Annotated in this window: 20 protein-coding genes; 14 read left to right on the forward strand and 6 right to left on the reverse strand. The window is 40.4% G+C overall.

Annotated elements, in window-relative coordinates; translation table 11 throughout:
* Positions 1–88: 88 nt before the first annotated feature.
* The 4 genes from AWT60_RS03195 to AWT60_RS03210 are packed head-to-tail and all read left to right on the forward strand — an operon-like array spanning position 89 to position 3084.
* Complete coding sequence (locus AWT60_RS03195; protein ID WP_041108862.1) at positions 89–2020, forward strand: hypothetical protein; 1932 nt, start codon at positions 89–91, stop codon at positions 2018–2020.
* Entirely contained in the window at positions 2010–2273 is a 264-nt protein-coding gene (locus tag AWT60_RS03200) for a hypothetical protein (RefSeq protein ID WP_041108864.1), read from the forward strand. Before AWT60_RS03195 ends, AWT60_RS03200 begins: the two co-directional genes overlap by 11 nt.
* Positions 2273–2791: a sigma-70 family RNA polymerase sigma factor gene (locus tag AWT60_RS03205; protein ID WP_041109739.1), complete on the forward strand. Its 519-nt coding sequence runs from the start codon at positions 2273–2275 to the stop codon at positions 2789–2791. The genes AWT60_RS03200 and AWT60_RS03205 overlap by 1 nt, the downstream gene beginning before the upstream one ends.
* The gene (locus AWT60_RS03210; protein ID WP_041108866.1) at positions 2788–3084 is read left to right on the forward strand and encodes an anti-sigma factor family protein; all 297 of its coding nucleotides are present in this window, start codon (positions 2788–2790) and stop codon (positions 3082–3084) included. Before AWT60_RS03205 ends, AWT60_RS03210 begins: the two co-directional genes overlap by 4 nt.
* 42 nt (positions 3085–3126) lie before the next feature.
* Here the strand turns inward: AWT60_RS03210 and AWT60_RS03215 are convergent, their stop codons facing one another.
* Together AWT60_RS03215 and AWT60_RS03220 are read right to left on the reverse strand one after the other, a co-directional pair.
* Complete coding sequence (locus AWT60_RS03215) at positions 3127–3762, reverse strand: hypothetical protein (protein ID WP_041108868.1); 636 nt, start codon at positions 3760–3762, stop codon at positions 3127–3129.
* A gap of 275 nt (positions 3763–4037) precedes the next feature.
* The gene (locus AWT60_RS03220; protein ID WP_024424767.1) at positions 4038–4217 is read right to left on the reverse strand and encodes a DUF5325 family protein; all 180 of its coding nucleotides are present in this window, start codon (positions 4215–4217) and stop codon (positions 4038–4040) included.
* Between the two features lie 113 nt (positions 4218–4330).
* On the opposite strand from AWT60_RS03220, the gene typA reads away from it, so the two are divergent.
* Together typA and AWT60_RS03230 are read left to right on the forward strand one after the other, a co-directional pair.
* Positions 4331–6169, forward strand: coding sequence for a translational GTPase TypA (typA, locus tag AWT60_RS03225; protein ID WP_041084955.1), 1839 nt, complete (start codon positions 4331–4333; stop codon positions 6167–6169).
* A 96-nt stretch (positions 6170–6265) separates the two neighbouring features.
* Positions 6266–6547: a YlaH-like family protein gene (locus AWT60_RS03230; protein WP_051009092.1), complete on the forward strand. Its 282-nt coding sequence runs from the start codon at positions 6266–6268 to the stop codon at positions 6545–6547.
* A gap of 31 nt (positions 6548–6578) precedes the next feature.
* Here AWT60_RS03230 and AWT60_RS03235 read toward each other — a convergent pair whose 3' ends face one another.
* Positions 6579–6809, reverse strand: a complete 231-nt coding sequence (locus tag AWT60_RS03235) for a YlaI family protein (RefSeq protein WP_024424769.1) — start codon at positions 6807–6809, stop codon at positions 6579–6581.
* A 102-nt stretch (positions 6810–6911) separates the two neighbouring features.
* On the reverse strand, positions 6912–7529 hold the full coding sequence (locus AWT60_RS03240) for a YhcN/YlaJ family sporulation lipoprotein (protein ID WP_041108870.1): 618 nt from the start codon (positions 7527–7529) through the stop codon (positions 6912–6914).
* 140 nt (positions 7530–7669) lie between these two features.
* Between AWT60_RS03240 and AWT60_RS03245 the strand changes: the two genes are divergently transcribed.
* Complete coding sequence (locus AWT60_RS03245; protein WP_034281649.1) at positions 7670–8992, forward strand: PhoH family protein; 1323 nt, start codon at positions 7670–7672, stop codon at positions 8990–8992.
* 15 nt (positions 8993–9007) lie between these two features.
* On the opposite strand, the gene AWT60_RS03250 is transcribed toward AWT60_RS03245, so the two are convergent.
* The gene (locus AWT60_RS03250; RefSeq protein WP_076839507.1) at positions 9008–9490 is read right to left on the reverse strand and encodes a hypothetical protein; all 483 of its coding nucleotides are present in this window, start codon (positions 9488–9490) and stop codon (positions 9008–9010) included.
* A 120-nt stretch (positions 9491–9610) separates the two neighbouring features.
* Between AWT60_RS03250 and glsA the strand changes: the two genes are divergently transcribed.
* From glsA to AWT60_RS03275, 5 genes are all read left to right on the forward strand, one after another.
* A complete protein-coding gene (gene glsA / locus AWT60_RS03255) occupies positions 9611–10540 on the forward strand; it encodes a glutaminase A (RefSeq protein ID WP_034281651.1) in 930 nt (309 codons plus the stop codon).
* 122 nt (positions 10541–10662) lie between these two features.
* The gene (locus AWT60_RS03260; protein ID WP_003212509.1) at positions 10663–10944 is read left to right on the forward strand and encodes an Fpa/YlaN family protein; all 282 of its coding nucleotides are present in this window, start codon (positions 10663–10665) and stop codon (positions 10942–10944) included.
* A gap of 210 nt (positions 10945–11154) precedes the next feature.
* Entirely contained in the window at positions 11155–12366 is a 1212-nt protein-coding gene (gene ftsW / locus AWT60_RS03265) for a putative lipid II flippase FtsW (RefSeq protein ID WP_218676897.1), read from the forward strand.
* 79 nt (positions 12367–12445) lie between these two features.
* Entirely contained in the window at positions 12446–15892 is a 3447-nt protein-coding gene (pyc, locus tag AWT60_RS03270) for a pyruvate carboxylase (RefSeq protein WP_218676898.1), read from the forward strand.
* 100 nt (positions 15893–15992) lie between these two features.
* Positions 15993–17429 carry a cryptochrome/photolyase family protein gene (locus AWT60_RS03275; RefSeq protein WP_226014896.1) on the forward strand — a complete coding sequence of 479 codons (1437 nt, stop codon included), beginning with the start codon at positions 15993–15995 and terminating at the stop codon, positions 17427–17429.
* Between the two features lie 37 nt (positions 17430–17466).
* Here AWT60_RS03275 and AWT60_RS03280 read toward each other — a convergent pair whose 3' ends face one another.
* Positions 17467–18390: a COX15/CtaA family protein gene (locus AWT60_RS03280; RefSeq protein WP_024426908.1), complete on the reverse strand. Its 924-nt coding sequence runs from the start codon at positions 18388–18390 to the stop codon at positions 17467–17469.
* Positions 18391–18783: 393 nt separating this feature from the next.
* Between AWT60_RS03280 and cyoE the strand changes: the two genes are divergently transcribed.
* Positions 18784–19701: a heme o synthase gene (cyoE, locus tag AWT60_RS03285; protein ID WP_034281660.1), complete on the forward strand. Its 918-nt coding sequence runs from the start codon at positions 18784–18786 to the stop codon at positions 19699–19701.
* A 279-nt stretch (positions 19702–19980) separates the two neighbouring features.
* Positions 19981–21048 (forward strand): cytochrome c oxidase subunit II, encoded by a 1068-nt coding sequence (coxB, locus tag AWT60_RS03290; RefSeq protein ID WP_041108876.1) that lies wholly within the window; start codon positions 19981–19983, stop codon positions 21046–21048.
* Positions 21049–21133: the final 85 nt, after the last annotated feature.

Here is a 21133-nt window from a genome sequence, read left to right on the forward strand (position 1 = left end):
AGTGATTTTTTGTTTTTCCTGAAACTTTTTGGTAAGGCGAATGTCTATACGAATGAGGCCTTAATTTCATGTAAAGGATTGTGTATCAATGTTTGATTTGTTTAGTGATTTATCGCTCCATTTTGAAAGGTATTTTATTTTAAATGAGTACAGTATCCACATCATTCAATGGTGTGTACTTGGACTATTTGTCCTGTTCGTGACACTCCCCATATGGAAAGAAAAGAGGAGTAGTTATGTATTCTATGCTGGTATCGTATTAAGAATCGTTCTGCTTGGCGGGATGACAGTTGAAATGGTCCACCAAGTCCTAGCTAGACAGTATACGATCGAAACATTTGAAGTGCTGACAGATTTCATGCAATTTCTCATTTATGGGTATGTCTTGCTTGCATCACTGTACTATGTGATTACTCTTCCTTATTTAAAAAATAAAGGTATGTTCTTTGTTTTTGATTTATCTGTATTACTTCTGCCTTTATGTCAAACAGTGTTTATTGTGTTTGCTGAAAGCAAAAAGTTCTTTCTTAGCGGTGATACGGGGCTAGTATGGAGAGATATGATCACCATTTTGGCTATGGCTTGCTTTGCCGCTTTGTTGCTGCACCTTTTCTTTCGCTTGTTTTGGCGTCAAAAGTGGAAGGAATTGCTTTTGTTCTATGGCTTGATTTTCGCAGCCTTGCTTTATATATTTTATCCTTCTATCTCGAAGCATGAGCTCCAATCTTCATTTAAATCGATTGTCATTTTAGCGGCAGCAGCAGGAAGCTTTATGACGATTGATTTGTTATCTGCTTTACTACGGGACAAGCTGAGATTAAGGCAGTGGGGTGCTGGTTGTATAACTGTCTTTTTTCTGCTGTTACTCAACCCGGTTGTCAATATTCCTCATACCATGTTCCAATTTACCAAAACGGAACTGGTAGATACTTTTTCACAAGAATATCGCCCTTTATCAGCAGTAAGTTCAAAAGCATTCGCTTCAAAATTTGTACCAGAAGATCAATCGCTTTATTTAAATGCTAGTCATCAGCCTATCCCATATCATTACGTGTTTGCAGATGATCAGTATGAAGTGAATATATCTGCGTTTACAGGTGAATTAAGCGGATATTCTTATCGAGGTCGTGTAGAGGGAAAGGGGCTGACCGATAAAGAATATAGGAAAAAAACCATTGAATTTTTCGAAAAAAGCGGGCGGTCAATCGATCTACATCGCATTCAATTGGCTGTACAAAAAAAAGACGGAGAGACGAATGTTCTTCTTCTGCCAAAAATGTCTCAGAATGAACGTGACAGCTTTGCGTTTGCCACTTGGAAAAAAGGGACCCTTCGACAAGCGCAATACGAAAACGCCATCTTTCAATTAAAGGATATAGACGGAATCCATCTAACAGAAACGGAGATAAAAAACAGGATCAACAGTATTTATAAACATTTAAATCTAGAGCCGCCAGCCTATCAAATCACAGGCATTGATGAATTTTATTTTAATTGGCAGCATGAAGTGAGGGTCACAACTAAAGATCAATCGGAGTTTCTGTTTAATGGCTCAACAAAAGAAGTTATCAGCTTTAAGCTGTCAAAAGCGTTTCTTCAACAGAAAAAAGGGAACGTCAGCGATGAAGATTTGTTAAAAATCATAGGGAAAAAGCCAAAAGACATAAGAAAAGAAACAGGCACTAGTGAAAGCAAACAATTTACATTTAACCACTCCTCTCATGTCATCAATCTATTTAAAGGGGATGATGGAATTGAGTTGAGAGTGCAATCGCAATCAGCTTCTTCTATCCCGCACGCAGTATCTAATCAAGATCGGGAAGACGTCTATCAGCAAGTACTTAAGAGGTATAAACCATCTACGATCTATAAAAAGCAAATAAAACCTGTGAGGATGATCGACAAAGAAGGGAATATCGACATTTCATGGCTTGTCATCATACAAACCTTCGGATCAAATGAGCATAAAATCTATGAAGTGAATGGACGAACAAAAGAGGTGCATCGTTTTGACAGATAAAGAAAAACAAGCCATCTTTCAAGACTTATATGAACTGTATCAAGAAGGGGATCTGGGAGGCGAGGCAGCCAGCTGGATGAAGGCACACGAACAGCAATTTCAGCAAGTGGTCGCGGGTAAAAAGCAGTCTTCAGCGCCGATGGAAAGTCAGAATGACTATGACGATTTAAAACGCATGAAAGGGTTTATTTACTCGTTATACTTCTTTTTTATCGTTTTATCGATTTGGATGACTGTGTGGTTTTATTTTTGATGTCCAGACCAGCAGACCAAATTGAAAAAATCTATGAAGAATATTTTCAGGAAATCACTAAATATTTATATCGCCGGACGGGAAATATGGAAACGGCCAAGGACCTTGCACAGGACGTATTTATGAAGGCACTGCATGGGTTGTCCTCCTTTAAGGGACATTCTAGTATGAAAACATGGCTTTATACCATTGCGTATCACACATTTGTGAATGATTATCGCCGAAAAATAAAATGGACTTTTACAAACGTAGAGGAAATAGATTTCTTAGAGCAGCAGTCGTTCACAACACCAGAAGATTACATCGAAACACAAGCTGACATCGAAAGGCTGTGGCATCATATTCATCAGCTGAAGGATTCATATCGGGAGGTCCTCATTTTAAGAGATATTCAAGAATTGTCATATGAAGAAGTAGCTGAAATTTTGAATTGGACTTTATCTAAAGTCAAAACAACCCTTCATCGAGCCAGATTAGAGCTGAAGCGAATGCTACATTGTGAGGAGTTCAATAAATGAGCTGTTATTTGATTGAAGAATTGTTACCACTTTATATAGAGGGGGACACGAGTGCAGAAACAAATAAAATTGTTGCAGATCACATACAATCCTGCGAGAGCTGCCGTCACCTTTATCACGAAATGAAAGAGCCAATAATCCTTATACAGACTCCTGATCTCGTGCCATATATAGATGAAAAGGAAGAAAAAAGAAAATTTGAAAAGCGCTACTATGGCAAGCTGCTATATCGAGCAAGTATCGCGTTTTGTATAGGATACGTCATGATGATCATTCTTTATTGGCTGAAATAAAAAACCCCCATCTGGATGAACCAGGTGGGGGTTTTTCTGAGCTTAGCTTAATTTTTCTTTCGCAATTTGAACTGCATCATAGAACACTTTTAATTGCTCTTGAGGAATTTTCTTAAGCATTTGGTTGAAAACAAGTAATTCAGTAGAGCTGAATCCAAGACCTTTTGCGATTTTTGAATCAATCACAACGTTTCCTTTTTTGTCTAGAACAAGGGCATCGCCAGCAAGATCAGCAATTCTGATCACTGATTTGAAAAGCTTTTCGAATTTAGCCGCTTCTTCTTTTGTAAGACCAAGTTCAACAGCTTTTGCTGCATCAAAAACCAATTTTCCTTTTTCGTTTTTAGTGATGCTTTCACTGAAAACGATTGTAAGAACAGCTGCGCGATCTAAGAATTTCTCAGCAGTCGCCGCTTCTTCTTCAGTTAGTCCGAGCTCAACAGCTTTTTTCACATCAAATGTGTAGTTGTTGTCTTCCTCAACAAATGAATTGATGAGAATGTTGATGACACGCTCGTTTTTCTCCAATAATTCTTTAATGATTTGCTGCTGTTCAAAAGGAATTCCTTTGAAAGTTGCAGCGCTTGCTTGCCCAGGAGCTACTGTTGTGAAAGTAAGAATGATAGCTAAAGCGAAAAATACAACAGAGCTGAGCGATTTGCTCAAAAACTTCTTCATGCTTCTTTTCTCTCCCTTTTCTGTTAAATTTTGTTGCAAGAAAAGCATACCATGAGAAACTTTGTGGAAGAATAGGAAAATTGTAACTTTATGTTTGATTTTGGAGAACTATAAAAGTTCTTGTCGATAAATAGAGGGGTTCAGATTGCTTACTTTTGTCAATTCTTCAAGATACGTTCCGTCTGAAAAATGGAGCTTTCATAGGTGATTTGTCTTGTTTTTACTCAAAATAAAAAGCCTTCTACATATAGAATGTAAAAGGCTTTTAACTAATTTTATGATTGCACGTTTAATTTTCTTTTTAATGTAAATCCTGTACCCATGAAAATCATGGCGAACACGATACTTAAACATATGCCCAGTATGTTTTTTTCTGCAAGAGATACCCCAATAAACGCCATACTGACAACTGCAAGTAATGCACATAATAATAGAAGCCATTTGATTTGTTTCATTTGTCTTCATCCCTTTTTTTAGAGTTAATATAAGTTTACAGAAAAACGATCGGCATTTAAAGGGGATTGTGATATAATATGAAAGTTATCTAATTATTTTAGGAGATGAAAATGTGAAACTTCGAAAAGACCTTCGCAACATCGCAATTATTGCCCACGTTGACCATGGTAAAACGACGCTTGTTGACCAATTGCTCCATCAAGCTGGTACTTTCCGTGCGAATGAAAATATCGCTGAGAGAGCCATGGATTCAAATGATTTAGAGCGAGAGCGCGGTATTACGATTTTAGCTAAAAATACTGCGATCCATTATAAAGATACACGCATTAATATTTTAGATACACCAGGACACGCCGATTTCGGTGGTGAAGTTGAGCGTATCATGAAAATGGTAGATGGTGTACTCCTCGTTGTGGATGCTTATGAAGGCTGTATGCCTCAAACACGCTTTGTGCTGAAAAAAGCACTTGAGCAAAACTTAACACCAATCGTTGTCGTCAATAAAATTGACCGCGACTTTGCTCGTCCGGCTGAAGTAGTCGATGAAGTAATCGACTTGTTTATTGAATTGGATGCAACAGAAGAACAGCTTGAATTCCCAGTTGTCTATGCATCAGCAATCAATGGTACAGCAAGTAATGATGCGAGCAAGCAAGATGAAAACATGGAATCTTTGTTTGAAGCCATTGTGAACCATATTCCTTGCCCAGTTGATAACCATGAAGAGCCGCTTCAATTCCAAGTGGCACTACTTGATTACAATGATTATGTTGGCAGAATTGGAATTGGCCGTGTATTCAGAGGAACAATGCAAGTAGGACAGCAGGTAGCCTTGATGAAAGTCGACGGCACTGTGAAACAATTCCGTGTAACAAAGATCTTTGGTTTCCAAGGGTTAAAACGAGTGGAAATCAACGAAGCGAAAGCGGGAGATCTTGTCGCTGTATCTGGAATGGAAGACATCAACGTAGGTGAAACGGTTTGTCCGGTAGAACACCAAGAAGCACTTCCAATCCTTCGTATTGATGAGCCGACACTTCAAATGACGTTTGTTGTAAACAACAGCCCATTTGCAGGCCGTGAAGGAAAATACGTGACATCACGTAAAATCGAAGAGCGTTTAGAGCAGCAGCTTCAAACAGATGTCAGTCTTCGTGTAGATCCAACTGATTCACCTGATGCTTGGGTTGTTTCTGGACGCGGAGAGCTTCACTTATCCATTCTCATTGAGAATATGAGACGTGAAGGTTTTGAATTACAAGTATCGAAGCCAGAAGTTATTGTAAAAGAAGTTGATGGTGTTCGATGTGAGCCTGTAGAGCGCGTTCAAATTGATGTACCAGAAGAGCATACTGGCTCTGTTATGGAATCAATGGGTGCAAGAAAAGGTGAAATGATTGACATGATCAATAATGGTAACGGTCAAGTTCGCCTGATCTTTACAGTGCCATCACGTGGTTTAATTGGATATACAACTGAATTTCTTTCATTAACTCGTGGTTTTGGTATTTTGAACCATACGTTTGACAGCTACCAGCCAATGCAGTCTGGTCAAGTTGGCGGACGCCGTCAAGGTGTACTTGTTTCAATGGAAACAGGTAAAGCGACTGCTTACGGAATCCAAGGCGTGGAAGAGCGCGGTGTGATCTTTGTTGAGCCGGGTACTGAAGTATACCAAGGCATGATCGTTGGGGAGCATAACCGTGAGAACGACCTTGTTGTAAACGTAAGCCGTATGAAACAACAAACAAACGTACGTTCAGCGACGAAAGATCAAACGGTTAGCATGAAAAAACCTCGTATTATGTCACTTGAGGAATCTCTTGAGTACTTGAATGAAGACGAATACTGTGAGGTTACACCTGAATCAATTCGTCTTAGAAAGAAAATTTTAGACAAAAACGAACGTGAGAAAGCAGCGAAGAAGAAAAAGCTAGCAGGATTATCTTAATTCCATGAAGAATTAAAAAGATAGAACCCTGAAAGATAAGGGGAGGGAATCTTTTTGAATGATCAGGAAGTAAGTGAAAATTTATCCTTTTTCGCGATGCTGTTTCGTGTCGATGAAAATCCGCAAACAGGGATGTGGCTCCTATATGGCACCATCCTTGTTTTAGCGATTATTGTTTTTAAGCTCGGCTTTGCAAGACGTTTACCGATTTTAAAAGCGCTCGTAATTTATTTGTTTTTGATTTTTGGCTGCACGTTTCTCACATTTCTAGGAATCTTCCTGCCGGTAGCGGAAGGACTGGTTGTGGCAGCTGCCATTTTGATTATTTATAAAATACGGTTGCATCGTGCGAAAAAAGAAGGAACAGTCAGTACGTAAAAAAAGACCTGAACATGTGTCAGGTCTTTTTTTATGTCTTTTGTTCTTTCTTTCCTTTTTTCTTCTTTTTCTCTTTCGTCGCAGGATCCTGATAAAGAGAGAATCTGCCAGTTTTGATGCGAGCTTCAGTCTTTATTTTAATGCGTTCTTGGCAGTCATCGCACATATATGTATGAATGGGCCGGTTTCTTAACCGTTTAGCAACAAGTGTATCATCATCAATGGTTTCAAGCTTTTCACATAATGAGCACTTCACTCTCATCATTTTCACCTCACTTTATTGCATTTATTATAGCATGTTTTCCAGCTACTTAAAATCAGCGTAGAAAAAGGCTTATATCACAGGAGATATAAGCCGTTCTCATTAGTTCTTCTGATTCATATGATGGTTTGATTGGTCGTTTTGATTTTTTTCTAACTGCTTTTGATCCTGTTCTTTGAGCTGATTATTCGGATCATTTGTCGGATCCTTTTCGTTACGGTCGATCTCATTTCTCGGCATCTCTGGCATCACGCGGCCGACAATGGCAGCCAGTTCATCCATAATACCGCTTACAGGACGGCCTGCTTGGATTTCTTTGCCCATTTCTTTTAAACGGCTGACTGTATCCGGATCAGCAACCACAACAGCATTTGCACCTTCCGGGTCATTTCTCAGCGCTTTTGCAACTGAATATTTAATGGTTTCTACTTTGCTTCTATCTAAATCATTTTTTACATCAATACCTACAACAGCATAACGGCCGATGACGATTGCCGTTGCATCATTGACATCTGCTACGTGCTCTGTCACATTGACAAGATGCTCCGCAACATCTGTAGATGGGCGGGCTTGATTTGTCTTTTTCTTCGATGAGTCTGACACCCGTACTAAGTGCTGGCGTCCATCTTGCTTGTCCAGCGCCTCAGGCTTTTCCTGCTGCTGGCAAGCGCCTAACAGAATGATCGTTTGAATCATGAATAATGTCAAAAATAGTCGCATTTATATTCCCTCCTTCACAAACTGCATGATTTATTTTATTGTTGAATTAACCTTCTAACTTTATTCATGAAAACATATATTTTAACAATCGTTTTGGGAAAGACAAGGATGAATGAAACCCCGATCAGGAGGCGAAGGACCTGAGTAAAATTTATGTATTAGACACAAATGTGTTATTACAGGATCCGAATTCAATCTTTTCATTTGAAGACAACGAGGTCGTCATTCCGGCCGTTGTGTTAGAAGAAGTAGACTCGAAAAAGAGATACATGGACGAGGTTGGGCAAAACGCCCGGCGCGTCTCACGTTTAATCGACGGTTTGAGATCGAAAGGGAAACTGCATGAAAAAATTACGCTAGAGTCAAAAGGGACGCTGCGCATCGAGCTGAATCACCGCTCTTTCCATGAACTTCAAGAAATTTTTATTGAAAAAACGAACGATAATCGGATTTTGGCTGTCGCGAAAAATTTGAGCTTAGAGGAAGAAACAAAGCCTCACGGCCGGCCTGTCATTTTGGTCAGTAAGGATGTCTTAGTCAGGGTAAAGGCAGATGCTATAGGTCTCCAAGCAGAGGACTTCTTAAGTGACCGTGTGCTGCAAAACGAAGACATTGATAACGGCTATCATGAGCTCTATATTCCGACGGAGCAATTGAATACATTTTATAAGCAAAGTCAATTGCCGATAAAAGAAGTCACAAGTGCACCATTAAACCCACATCAATTCGTCATTATGAAGGGGAATGAAGGCGGCTCTGCTTTAGGAATGCTTGATCAAAAAGCCGAGAACGTGAAACGCCTCATTTATGATCAAGAGCATGTTTGGGGAATCCGTCCGAAAAATGTTCAGCAGACGATGGCCCTAGAGCTGCTATTGCGCCGTGATATTCCGCTTGTAACATTGATCGGAAAAGCGGGTACGGGTAAAACACTCCTTGCACTGGCTGCCGGATTAATGCAGACAGAGGATCTCGGCATGTTTAAAAAGCTGATCGTAGCCCGTTCCATTGTTCCTGTCGGCAAGGACTTAGGCTACTTGCCAGGTGAAAAGGAAGAGAAACTCAGACCATGGATGCAGCCGATCTATGACAACTTAGAATTTTTATTTAATACAAAAAAACCTGGTGAACTTGATGCGATTTTGGCGGGAATTGGTTCTATTCAAGTGGAAGCTTTAACGTATATCCGCGGAAGAAGTATCCCTGATCAATTTATTATCATTGATGAGGCACAGAATTTAACGAAACACGAGGTAAAAACATTATTAACGCGCGTCGGAGAGGGAAGTAAAATTGTGCTGATGGGGGACCCGGAGCAGATTGATCATCCTTATTTAGACAGCTTAAATAATGGGCTTACGTATGTCATTGAGCGGTTCAAAGGACAGCAAATATCTGGACATGTCAAGCTTGTCAAAGGAGAAAGGTCTGGACTTGCACAGCTTGCAGCTGATTTGCTGTAGTCCAGACCCTCTGTCTTATGTAATGATGAGCTCTTTGACACCTTTTATCGGCTGAGTGAGGTTGGACTGATCCGCGAAATAAACGTGGATTGGTCCTTCTTCAGTCATAGGCTTCCCATTTTGGCTGAAGTGTGCAATGCTTTCCATTGCCTGAGAAAGCGGAACAGCAATTGTCTCTGTTTCTGTGACAAATTTGCATGTGTCTGCATGTTCAAGCGGTTCTGCATTTTTCAGCATATCACCCAGCTTCATTCCGAAGCTGCCTGTGATGAGTCTTTCCTTTTCGTACTTCTTCTCTGTTTTTAAAGTGGGTGGAAGTGTTTGTCCTTCTCTGATTACCCGCTCTTGGTCAAGCTCCTGATCCAGCTGACTTTCTTCATTTGCTGTCCTTTTTTCAAAAAATGAATCCATTAAAAATTTGCGGTCATCAAAAATCCATACACTTGGATCAATGGTGATCTTGTACTTTACGTTCCCCTTAATTTGAATGATGCTCATGTTCAAGACAACCCCTTTCCACCATAAATTATAGAAGTTTTCGCCTGCTTTGTCACTTTCATAAACATGCTTCCCCTTGTACACACTAATCTTACATGAAAGATAGGGAGGATATTGGGCATGGCATGTCGCGACAATGAAGAGCTTCAGCGATTTGTAGAAGAAGCAAAAAAAGTGGCCAAAGATGGCAAAGTAGCATCCTATATTCCCGCTCTCGCCAAAGCGGATCAGACGGATTTATCTGTGGCTGTGTACCATGTGAGTAATACTTGTCACTCGGCAGGAGATGTAGATAAACGCTTTACCCTGCAAAGTATTTCTAAAGTATTAGCCCTTGCGCTCGTACTCTCAGAAGAAGGGCCAAAAAAAGTCTTTCAATTTGTTGGACAAGAGCCTACAGGTGACCCGTTTAATTCAATGATTAAGCTGGAAACAGCAAGTCCGAATAAGCCGCTGAATCCAATGATTAATGCAGGAGCGCTTGCAGTCACAAGCTTAATAAGAGGAGCGACTCCGCAAGATCAGCTGAACCGCCTTCTTGGCTTTATTAGAGAGCTCGCAAATGACAAAAGCATTACATACTGCAAGGAAACAGCCGCATCTGAATTTGAGACATCGATGATTAACCGGGCTATGTGCTATTATATGAAGCAATATCATATTATTAGAGGGAACGTAGAAGAGGTCATGGACGTGTATACGAAACAATGTGCCATCATGATGAACAGCTTAGATTTGGCGAAAATTGCTTGTGTTTTTTCATTAGATGGCAGACATCCAGAGACGGGGCAGCAAATTCTTTCAAAAGATGTCGCTAGAATTTGTAAAACCTTTATGGTGACGTGCGGCATGTATAATGCAAGCGGGGAATTTGCCATTAATATCGGCATACCTGCTAAAAGCGGTGTTTCAGGCGGGATTATGGGAGCGGCACCATATGATTTTGGGATTGGAATTTTCGGTCCTGCCCTGGATGAAAAAGGGAATAGTATTGCTGGGATTAAGCTGCTTGAGCTCATGAGTGAAAAATATGAGATGAGTATCTTTTAATGAGAAATGTCTTCTTTTTATTTTCACAAAGCGAACTGTACAAATCTGCTTGCAATTTTGAGCGTTTCGCTTTATGATAAATAGAAGAATTAGGTACTCGCCTGGGGAACGGAGGGATACTTTTGGCGTCAGAAATTTTAGTCGATCATCGGCAAAAAGCACTGGCTTTATTAAAATTGGATGCAGATAAAATTTTAAAATTGATCCAAGTGCAAATGGACAACTTAACGATGCCGCAATGTCCTCTTTATGAAGAGGTTTTAGATACTCAAATGTTCGGATTATCGAGGGAGATTGATTTTGCTGTCCGGCTTGGATTAGTTGATCAACATGAAGGCAAGAAACTACTCGATAAACTTGAGAGAGAGCTTTCCGCACTTCATGATGCGTTCACAAAAAAATAACGATTGAAAACTCAAACTTCCACAACATAAGTTTGAGTTTTTTTGTCCCCTATTTTCTTTTGATGGATTGACGGCAAACGGACTTGATTCTTTCATGAATGACGAACAATATAAAAGAGGTAAAACGGGATCAAACGGAGAAAATGTAGTAGAATAAGAACAGCTAAGAAGATATCAAGCAGTAGAAACAGACGTTAGGAAGAGGATTATATGTTAAAGAGAATGCTAAAATCGTATGACTACTCATTATTGTTCGCCATTATCTTAATCAGCGCATTTGGTTTGGTTATGGTGTATAGCTCAAGTATGATTACATCTGTTATCAGATACGATGCCGCGCCAGATAACTTTTTTAAGAAACAGCTCTTATTTATGATTGTTGGAGCAGCCATCTTGATCTTTACAGCATTAGTTCCATATCAGCTGTTTTCAAATAAGAAATTCCAGATTGGGATGCTGCTGATTTCAGTTTTTTCCCTCATCTATGTGTACTTTGGCGGTCATATTGCAGGGAACGCAAGAAGCTGGATCAAATTAGGCCCTTTTAGTCTTCAGCCAGCTGAATTTGTAAAGATTGTCGTCATCATCTATCTTGCTGCGGTGTATGCCAAAAAGCAGCATTATATTGATCATATTTTAAGAGGTGTCACGCCTCCAATCGTGATTGTCTCTATCCTGTGCGGATTTATCATTTTGCAGCCAGACTATGGGACAGCCTTTATCATTGGCATGATTGCCCTTGCGATGATTTTATGCTCAGGCTTTAGCGGCAAAACGCTTGCGAAGCTGCTGGCGCTATTTAGTGCAGTGATGGTCGTCGTGACCCCGTTTATTATTCTTTTTTGGGATAAAATTTTCACAAAAAATCGTCTCGGACGTTTTGAGAGTTTCCAAGATCCATTTAAAGATGCAGGGGCTACTGGGCATCAATTGATTAATTCATATTATGCGATTGGATCAGGCGGCTTTTTTGGACTCGGTCTAGGGGAAAGCGTTCAAAAGTACGGGTATCTTCCAGAGCCGCACACAGACTTTATCATGGCAATTATCTCAGAAGAACTTGGCTTTTTCGGCGTGTTTTTTGTTCTCGCTCTTCTTGGTTTCATCGTCGTGAAAGGTTTTTATATTGCGAGAAAGTGTGAAGATCCGTTTGGAAGTTTGCTTGCAATAGGAATTTCCTCCATGATTGCGATCCAAACTTGTATCAATTTAGGCGGTGTTTCAGGTCTTATTCCAATTACCGGGGTGACACTTCCGTTTATCAGCTACGGGGGATCGTCTATCATTTTACTTAGCATCTGTATGGGAATGCTGCTGAATATCAGCATGTTTACTGAATATAAAGAGCGTTACAAAAAGAAAAAATCAATGAGCAAACCATCGGTTGAAAAAAATGGATTGCAGAAAACTTTGAATCTTTAGAAAACAAAAGTGTACAGTTTTCATTTCTTCCTTTATTATAGAGTACATATAAAATTTTAAGGGATATGGAGGAGTGAGAATGTCACAGAGAACAATTCAAAAGGTTCTAGTTGCAAACAGAGGGGAAATCGCTATCAGAGTCTTCAGGGCCTGTACGGAGCTCAATTTACGTACAGTGGCCATTTATTCCAAAGAAGACTCGGGCTCTTATCATCGCTATAAAGCTGATGAAGCATATCTAGTTGGAGAAGGGAAGAAACCGATTGATGCCTACCTCGATATCGAGGGGATCATCGAAATTGCAAAACGAAATGACGTGGATGCGATTCATCCAGGCTACGGATTTTTATCCGAAAACATTCATTTTGCAAGACGATGCGAAGAGGAAGGCATTCAATTTATCGGTCCAACTTCTCAGCATTTAGATATGTTTGGAGATAAAGTAAAGGCGAGAGATGAAGCGAAAAAAGCTGGTATTCCAGTCATTCCAGGAAGTGACGGACCAGTTAGTTCGGTCGAAGAAGTCGAAAAATTCGGTGAAGAATACGGTTACCCGTTTATTATTAAAGCTTCACTAGGCGGCGGCGGCCGGGGTATGCGGATTGTCAGATCAAAAGAAGAGCTGAAGGAAGCCTATGACCGTGCGAAGTCAGAGGCAAAAGCTGCTTTTGGAAATGACGAAGTATACGTTGAAAAGCTGATTGAAAATCCAAAACATATTGAAGTGCAGGTGATTGGAGACAATCACGGCAATATCATTCATTTATATGAGCGTGACTGCTCTGTCCAAAGGCGGCATCAAAAGGTCATTGAAGTGGCGCCAAGTGTGTCTCTAACAGATCAATTGCGTGAAGATATTTGCGAAGCGGCTGTCCAGCTGGCCCAGAATGTATCGTACATTAATGCAGGGACTGTAGAATTTCTTGTTGCAAATGGAGAGTTTTACTTTATTGAAGTCAATCCAAGGGTGCAGGTAGAACACACGATCACAGAAATGATCACAGGTGTCGATATCGTTCAAACCCAAATTCTTGTTGCAAAGGGGCATAACCTTCACAGCAAAGAAGTTGGTATTCCAAAGCAAGAAGATATCTTTACACACGGCTTTGCCATTCAATCAAGGGTCACAACAGAAGATCCTCTAAATGACTTTATGCCAGACACAGGAAAAATTATGGCCTACCGCTCAGGTGGGGGATTTGGTGTACGTCTTGATACAGGGAACAGCTTCCAAGGTGCGGTCATTACACCTTATTACGACTCACTATTGGTCAAGCTGTCTACATGGGCGCTCACGTTTGATCAAGCGGCTGCTAAAATGGTCCGAAATTTACAAGAATTCAGGATTCGCGGAATTAAAACTAACATCCCATTTCTTGAAAACGTGGCTAAGCATGAGAAGTTCCTAAAAGGGGAATACGATACATCGTTTATCGACTCAACGCCAGAGCTATTTAATTTCCCTAAGCAAAAAGACCGCGGAACGAAGATGTTGACTTATATTGGTAACGTTACCATTAATGGGTTCCCAGGTATTGCGGAGAAAAAGAAGCCTCATTTTGACAAGCCAGACGTACCGAAGCTTCCTCTCAATCAAGAGATTCCGTCTGGGACAAAACAATTGTTAGATACGCATGGACCTGAGGGGCTTGCCAACTGGGTGAAAGAACAAAATAACGTCCTTTTAACTGACACAACCTTTCGAGATGCGCATCAGTCTCTGCTTGCGACACGCTTCAGAACACATGATTTAAAGAAAGTTGCCCAGCCGACAGCAGGTTTATGGCCAGAGCTGTTTAGTATGGAAATGTGGGGCGGGGCTACATTTGATGTTGCGTACCGTTTCTTAAAAGAAGATCCTTGGGAACGATTGAAAGAGCTTCGTCAAGAAGTGCCAAACACGCTGTTTCAAATGCTATTAAGATCATCAAATGCTGTCGGATATACAAACTATCCGGATAATGTGATCAAAGCATTTGTAAAAGAATCAGCCGAGGCAGGCATTGATGTGTTCCGTATTTTCGACAGCTTAAACTGGGTAAAAGGCATGACGCTTGCCATTGATTCTGTTCGGGAATCAGGCAAAGTGGCAGAGGCGGCGATTTGTTATACGGGAGATATTCTTGATCCATCTCGTCCAAAATATGATCTTGAGTACTATGTATCTCTTGCAAAAGAGCTTGAATCTGCCGGCGCGCATATTTTAGGTATTAAAGATATGGCGGGGCTATTAAAACCGCAGGCAGCCTACGAGCTAGTCTCTGCTTTAAAAGATGAGCTTACGATCCCTATCCATCTTCATACGCATGACACGAGTGGAAATGGACTGTTCACCTATGCAAGAGCGATTGATGCAGGTGTTGATATTGTGGATGTTGCCGTCAGCTCTATGGCAGGACTCACATCGCAGCCAAGTGCAAGCTCACTTTATTATGCTTTAGATGGACATGAAAGAAAGTCAGACATGAAAGTCCAATCTGTCGAACGCCTTTCTCAATACTGGGATTCCGTCAGAAAATACTATCATGAATTCGAAAGCGGCATGAATTCACCTCATACAGAAATTTATGAGCATGAAATGCCTGGCGGTCAATATAGTAACTTGCAGCAGCAGGCGAAAGGTGTCGGTCTTGGCGAGCGCTGGAATGAAGTAAAGGAAATGTACAGACGTGTGAATGACATGTTTGGTGATATTGTAAAGGTAACACCATCCTCTAAAGTAGTTGGAGATATGGCACTTTATATGGTGCAAAATGATCTAACAGAAGAAGATGTTTATGAAAAAGGCGCAACACTAGACTTCCCGGATTCTGTTGTGGAATTATTTAAAGGCTATTTGGGCCAGCCGCATGGCGGATTCCCAGAAAAGCTGCAAAAGCTGATTTTAAAAGGGGAAGAGCCTCTTACTGTCAGACCTGGTGAGAAGCTGAAGCCAGTGGACTTTGAAGACATTAAGAAGCAGTTCAAAGAATCTCATGACCTGACGTTAACAGAGCAAGACGCAATTGCGTATGCCTTATATCCGAAAGTCTTTTCTGAATTTGTCCAAACAGCAGAAAGCTATGGTGACATTTCTGTTCTTGATACACCAACGTTCTTCTACGGGATGAGGCTTGGAGAAGAGATTGAGGTAGAAATCGAAAAAGGAAAAACTCTGATTGTCAAACTCGTATCAATTGGTGAACCGAATCCAGATGCCACAAGAGTTCTTTACTTTGAGTTAAATGGCCAGCCGCGTGAAGTGGTGATTAAGGATGAAAGCATCAAATCCTCCGTTCAAGAAAAAATGAAGGCGGACCGTTCAAATCCAAATCACATCGCCGCATCGATGCCAGGCACTGTCATCAAAGTACTCGTGGAAAAAGGGCAGAAAATTTCACAAGGTGAGCATTTGATGATCAATGAAGCCATGAAAATGGAAACGACTGTACAAGCTCCATTTTCTGCGGTCGTAGATGAAATACATGTGACAAATGGAGAACCGATTCAAACCGGTGATCTATTAATTGTATTAAAGCCTGAATAAGAAGCGAGACACATCCACCGTGATGTGTCTTTTTTTTGAGCGCATTAAAATGTGCAGCAGCCAGTGAGAGTGATTACACTATAGAGTGAGGTGAAGAAGGTTGGACAACATTGTTGTGATTTGGTTTCGCCGGGATATGCGATTAGATGATCATATCGCCTTATCAAAAGCGATCACATATGCAAAAAAACACGAGTACAAATTATTTGCTCTTTATCATCTAGATCCATTTTTTACTGAAATGGACCTCGATTTAAACAACGAACATTTTTTTCAAAGCTTGGCGCATTTTATCAAGGAAGCAAGAGAATCTCAAATGTATGTTCATCTTCTCTATGGCGATGTCTTGCGTGCCTTTCAGCAAGTTATCGATGTATATGACATCAAAGCTGTCTTTTTTAATGAAGATCAAGTGGGAATCGGTCAAAAGCGTGACCATCAAGTAACCGCTTTTTTAGAAAAGAAGGGCATTCATGTATCAAAATGGCAAGATATACACCTTCACGGGGTGCAAGATATTTTAAAAAGGGATGGCACTCATTATCAAGTGTTTACTCCATACTATCAATCATGGCGAAAGCAAGAGAAGCAGCCTGTGATAAAAGTTGACAAATCATTTCTCAGCAACGCTCATACGATTTGTGATGAGTCACTTTCACACAAAGGGAATGACAAGCTACGCAGCATAATCATGAGATGCTCAAGAAAATTTGATCAAATCGGCTCACACAAAGCGATGAACACGCTTCATGACTTTATCCAAAAAAGACTAACACGTTACCATGAAAAACGAGATATTCCATCTGTTTTTGGAACGAGTAAGCTGTCACGTTTCTTGAAAACAGGGGCCATCTCAATCCGAACGATCTTTCATGCGGTACATGAGGAGGCGCTGTTTGAAGACGAGGGCAGAGAAACCTTTATCAAAGAGCTGGCGTGGCGAGATTTTTACCATATGATTTATGCTCATTATCCAGAGATGAAAGAAAAAGAAATCAATTCGGCATTTCAAGGGATGAAATGGAATGAAGATGAGAAGCTGTTTGAAGCATGGTGTAAAGGTGAAACAGGCTTTCCTTTCGTTGATGCAGGGATGAGACAATTAAATGAGGAAGGCTGGATGCATAATCGTTTAAGAATGGTTACTGCCTCATTTTTAACAAAGGGCTATTTGATTGATTGGAGAAAGGGAGAAGCGTATTTTGCAAAAAAGCTTGTGGATTATGATGAGGCTTCGAATATCGGAGGATTTCAGTGGGCAGCTTCTGTTGGGACAGATGCCGTACCGTACTTCCGTATTTTTAACCCAACGACCCAGTCGAAGCGGTTTGATCCAAGCGGGGAATATATTAGAAAATATGTACCAGAGCTAGAGCGTGTTGATGAAAAATGGATTCATGAACCAAGTAAAATGCCGATAGATGAACAACTGAAATCGAGCTGTGTGCTAGGTGATACATACCCGCTACCTACAGTTGATCACAAGGAAAGACGCAAAAAAGCCATCTTGCTATTCGAAGAAGCAAAACAACAATAAAAAATCCCCCTCTCCACATGAAAGGGGGATACAATTCTTATCTAAATGGCTCTTTGCTTTCATATTTAAACCGGGCAATGAGTAAGCAGAAGTAGCATAGTACCCCAAACAAACAAGAAATAAAGAATGAATGAGCCAGCGCGTAACCAAGTGCAAGCTGAGAATAAACAGACATCACACCTGAAATGGCTTGAAGTGTAATGAGAATGGCTGAAATGATCCATCCATAATACAGCTGCTTCTGTTCTTTATAATGTTTCATGGCATGGAACATAGCGACAAATATCCAGACGAATAAAAGAAGTGCTGCTGCTCGGTGAGACATTTGAACCCACTGATTAAAATACGTTGGAAGCGCACCGTCTTTTGAACAAAACGGGAAGACAGAACAAGCAAGGCTTGACTTTGTATGTCTCACATAAGCGCCCGTATATACCACGATATACGTATACGTGATCAACCCATAAATATGGAACTGCATTTTTTTGCCGATATGAAGCGGCTTCACAAGCTTTGTTTCAGATCTGGTTGCTTCAAAGACAAGAAGTGCAAGCAGTAATACTGAAGCAAATGAAATGAGTGAAATACCGAAGTGCAGTGCCATCACAAGTGCGTTAGAACCAAATACGACAGCAAGAGCTCCTAACAGCGCTTGAAGCATTAAGAATATAATGGACATGATGACCAAAAATTTGGTTTCACGGAATACTGGACTAATTTTTTTCCAGCATAAGACCGCCAGTGCCAAAACAAGAATGGTGGAAACTCCTGTTGACATGCGGTGACTCCATTCGATGATGGAAGCGGGGTTCATTTCAGGAAAGAAACGACCGTGGCAAAGGGGCCACTGTCTACCGCAGCCAAGACCCGAACCGGTTTTCGTCACAAGCGCACCGCCAATCAGTACGATCAGCATCACAAACGTTGTGATCACGCTCAATAGCCTTAAAGCAAATTTCATCAAATTATTTCACCTTCTCTAAAAAACTTCTGATGTAAATGAAAACCTCACATGCTCTCAAGTTTAAGCCAAATGCGTGTTCTGTTGCAATTCATAATGACCAAAGTTCACAAAAAAATGATATGTTAGTTCACAAAGTTTACAGATTTAGAGTGCTTGATCTTTCTTTGACAGTCTGATAGAAATAGAGGAGAGAATATTTCATTTTGCACCGCCTTCTGAAACACACATATATCCTAATAAATTCACGAAAAGTTCACAAATAACTTCAAGTTTGTCGTTTATTATTTAATAGGATGTTTTTTTACAGCTGTTTATCTTGTATGATAGAGTTGTAATGATTTTACGTGTCATTCGTTCGTTTGAAGGTTTGGGCAAGGGAGGTTATACACATTGGCAAATTCCAAAACAGCCGCGGAAGCAGCTATTCATGGACAAATAGAAGAAACAACAGCGTGGAAAGATTTTCTTGCTCTGATTAAAATGGGCATCGTCAATTCCAATTTCATTACGACATTTACTGGAATGTGGCTTGCTTTTTATTTTACAGGTATGAGTTTTCTTGGAAATCTTGATATTGTGCTGTTAACAATGATTGGTTCTTCTCTTATTATTGCCGGTTCATGCGCAATTAATAATGCGTTTGACCGTGATATTGATATATTAATGGAAAGAACAAAAACAAGACCGACGGTTACAGGTAAAATTCAGCCGGGGCAAGCGTATGCATTTGGCATTCTGCTTGTTGTATTAGGACTCATTATGCTTCTGATGACAACCATTACATCAGCAGTGATTGGATTTATTGGAGTCTTTACTTATGCGGTTCTTTACACCATGTGGTCTAAACGCCATTACACCATCAATACAGTTATCGGAAGTGTATCTGGCGCGGTTCCGCCATTAATCGGCTGGACAGCTGTCACAGGTACAATCGACACAACGGCTTGGGTTTTGTTTATGATTATGTTCATTTGGCAAATCCCGCACTTCCTGTCACTTGCGATTAAGAAAACGGAAGATTACCGTAAGGCGGGCATTCCAATGCTGCCAGTTGTTTACGGCTTTGAAGTCACAAAACGCCAGATCATCATTTGGACAGCATGTCTTCTTCCGCTTCCATTTTTCTTAGGTGGATTAGGATGGCCGATTGTCGCACTTGGTACATTGCTTAATATTGGATGGCTTGTTATTGGCCTTATGGGCTTTAAAATGAAAGACATCATGAAGTGGTCAACGCTCATGTTCGTTTATTCATTAAACTACTTAACCATCTTTTTCGTAGCGATGATTATTATTACACTATTCTAGAGTGAAATACACTTTGATCACATCAAAACAATGGCTATATCTTATAACACAACATTTTCTAACAACTATGAAAGCCGCCTGATATTCAGTTCTATTTAGGCGGCTTTCTGTTTATACATAGATGGTATTTTGAGTAAAAACATCATTTTTTTATGAAAAGAGGAAATGTAAGTGCTTTTATAAGAGGCGGGGGTTATGGATGGGTGAGAAGTGATTTTATAAATAAGAGGTAAAAAGCGAAAGGCAAAGGAGATCAAGCAAAAGGGGTTGGGACAAATTATGATAAGAAAATGGCGTGTTTATTCACTGTTTCTCTTACTGACGCTCGTTTTGGCGGGCTGTGGTGAACCATACTTATCAACACTCAAGCCTGTTGGGGAAGTAGCAGATAAACAGTTTTTCCTAACGGTACTGAGTACACTCATTATGGTTCTTGTCGTCATTGTTGTATCGATCATTTTCTTTTACGTCATCATTAAATTCAAACGTTCTAAAGTGGGAGAAGATACGATTCCAAAGCAGGTGGAAGGGAACCGCAACCTGGAAATCACATGGACAGCGATTCCGATTCTTCTACTCATCATTCTCGTTGTACCTGTTGTGGCATACACGCTTGAACTAGGGGATACAAGCGCTATGGATAAGAAAAAACGAGATCCTGAAAAGACACTTGTTGTCAATGTAAGAGCCAGCTTATATTGGTGGGAATTTGAATACCCTGATTATGGGATTGTCACAAGTCAGGAATTGATCGTGCCAACAGATCAAAAGGTATACTTTAAGCTGAAAGCGTCCGATGTCAAACACTCATTCTGGGTTCCATCGGCTGGCGGTAAAATTGATACAAACACAGATAATGACAACAAATTTTATTTAACCTTTGACTCGAAACGAACGAAAGATGCAGGGGAATATTTCTACGGGAAATGTGCGGAGCTGTGCGGGCCGTCACATGCTTTAATGGACTTTAAAGTTAAAACGCTTTCTCAAGATGAGTTTTTAGGATGGACGAAAAAAATGGCTGATTACAAGAAGCCTGAATCCACAAAGGATCTCGCTTTAGAGGGCGAAAAGCTATTTAAAGAGAAAAACTGCTTAAGCTGTCACGCAGTAGAGCCTGGTGACAAGCGGCCGGAAGCAGCAAGGACTGCACCAAACCTTGCGACCTTCGGAGAGCGGACGAAAGTAGCTGGAATTAAAGACATGAACAAAGAAAATGTGAAAGCATGGCTGAAAGATCCAGAAAGCTTTAAACCAGGTAATAAGATGACAGGAACGTACCCTAAATTAAATGACTCAGAAGCAGATGCACTTTACGAGTATTTAAAAGGTCTTAAAATCGAGTAACAACTAGAGCAGATATTCAAGAGGGTATGTGATCGATGTGAAGTTTTTGTTAAGAGCTCCCGAATATGTCTCTACAACCGAGAAG

Source organism: Bacillus sp. F2HM (genome assembly GCF_019266135.1).
Classification (GTDB): domain Bacteria; phylum Bacillota; class Bacilli; order Bacillales; family Bacillaceae; genus Bacillus; species Bacillus safensis.

Excerpts from the sequence above, each read along its gene's own strand:
- ftsW (WP_218676897.1), top strand. The coding sequence starts at position 11,155 with ATGTTAAAGAGAATGCTAAAATCGTATGACTACTCATTATTGTTCGCC.
- AWT60_RS03195 (WP_041108862.1), top strand. The coding sequence starts at position 89 with ATGTTTGATTTGTTTAGTGATTTATCGCTCCATTTTGAAAGGTATTTT.
- AWT60_RS03250 (WP_076839507.1), bottom strand. The coding sequence starts at position 9,490 with ATGAGCATCATTCAAATTAAGGGGAACGTAAAGTACAAGATCACCATT.
- AWT60_RS03205 (WP_041109739.1), top strand. The coding sequence starts at position 2,273 with ATGTCCAGACCAGCAGACCAAATTGAAAAAATCTATGAAGAATATTTT.
- AWT60_RS03210 (WP_041108866.1), top strand. The coding sequence starts at position 2,788 with ATGAGCTGTTATTTGATTGAAGAATTGTTACCACTTTATATAGAGGGG.
- AWT60_RS03235 (WP_024424769.1), bottom strand. The coding sequence starts at position 6,809 with ATGAGAGTGAAGTGCTCATTATGTGAAAAGCTTGAAACCATTGATGAT.
- glsA (WP_034281651.1), top strand. The coding sequence starts at position 9,611 with ATGGCATGTCGCGACAATGAAGAGCTTCAGCGATTTGTAGAAGAAGCA.
- AWT60_RS03280 (WP_024426908.1), bottom strand. The coding sequence starts at position 18,390 with ATGAAATTTGCTTTAAGGCTATTGAGCGTGATCACAACGTTTGTGATG.
- AWT60_RS03215 (WP_041108868.1), bottom strand. The coding sequence starts at position 3,762 with ATGAAGAAGTTTTTGAGCAAATCGCTCAGCTCTGTTGTATTTTTCGCT.
- AWT60_RS03230 (WP_051009092.1), top strand. The coding sequence starts at position 6,266 with ATGCTGTTTCGTGTCGATGAAAATCCGCAAACAGGGATGTGGCTCCTA.
- pyc (WP_218676898.1), top strand. The coding sequence starts at position 12,446 with ATGTCACAGAGAACAATTCAAAAGGTTCTAGTTGCAAACAGAGGGGAA.
- AWT60_RS03240 (WP_041108870.1), bottom strand. The coding sequence starts at position 7,529 with ATGCGACTATTTTTGACATTATTCATGATTCAAACGATCATTCTGTTA.
- AWT60_RS03220 (WP_024424767.1), bottom strand. The coding sequence starts at position 4,217 with ATGAAACAAATCAAATGGCTTCTATTATTATGTGCATTACTTGCAGTT.
- coxB (WP_041108876.1), top strand. The coding sequence starts at position 19,981 with ATGATAAGAAAATGGCGTGTTTATTCACTGTTTCTCTTACTGACGCTC.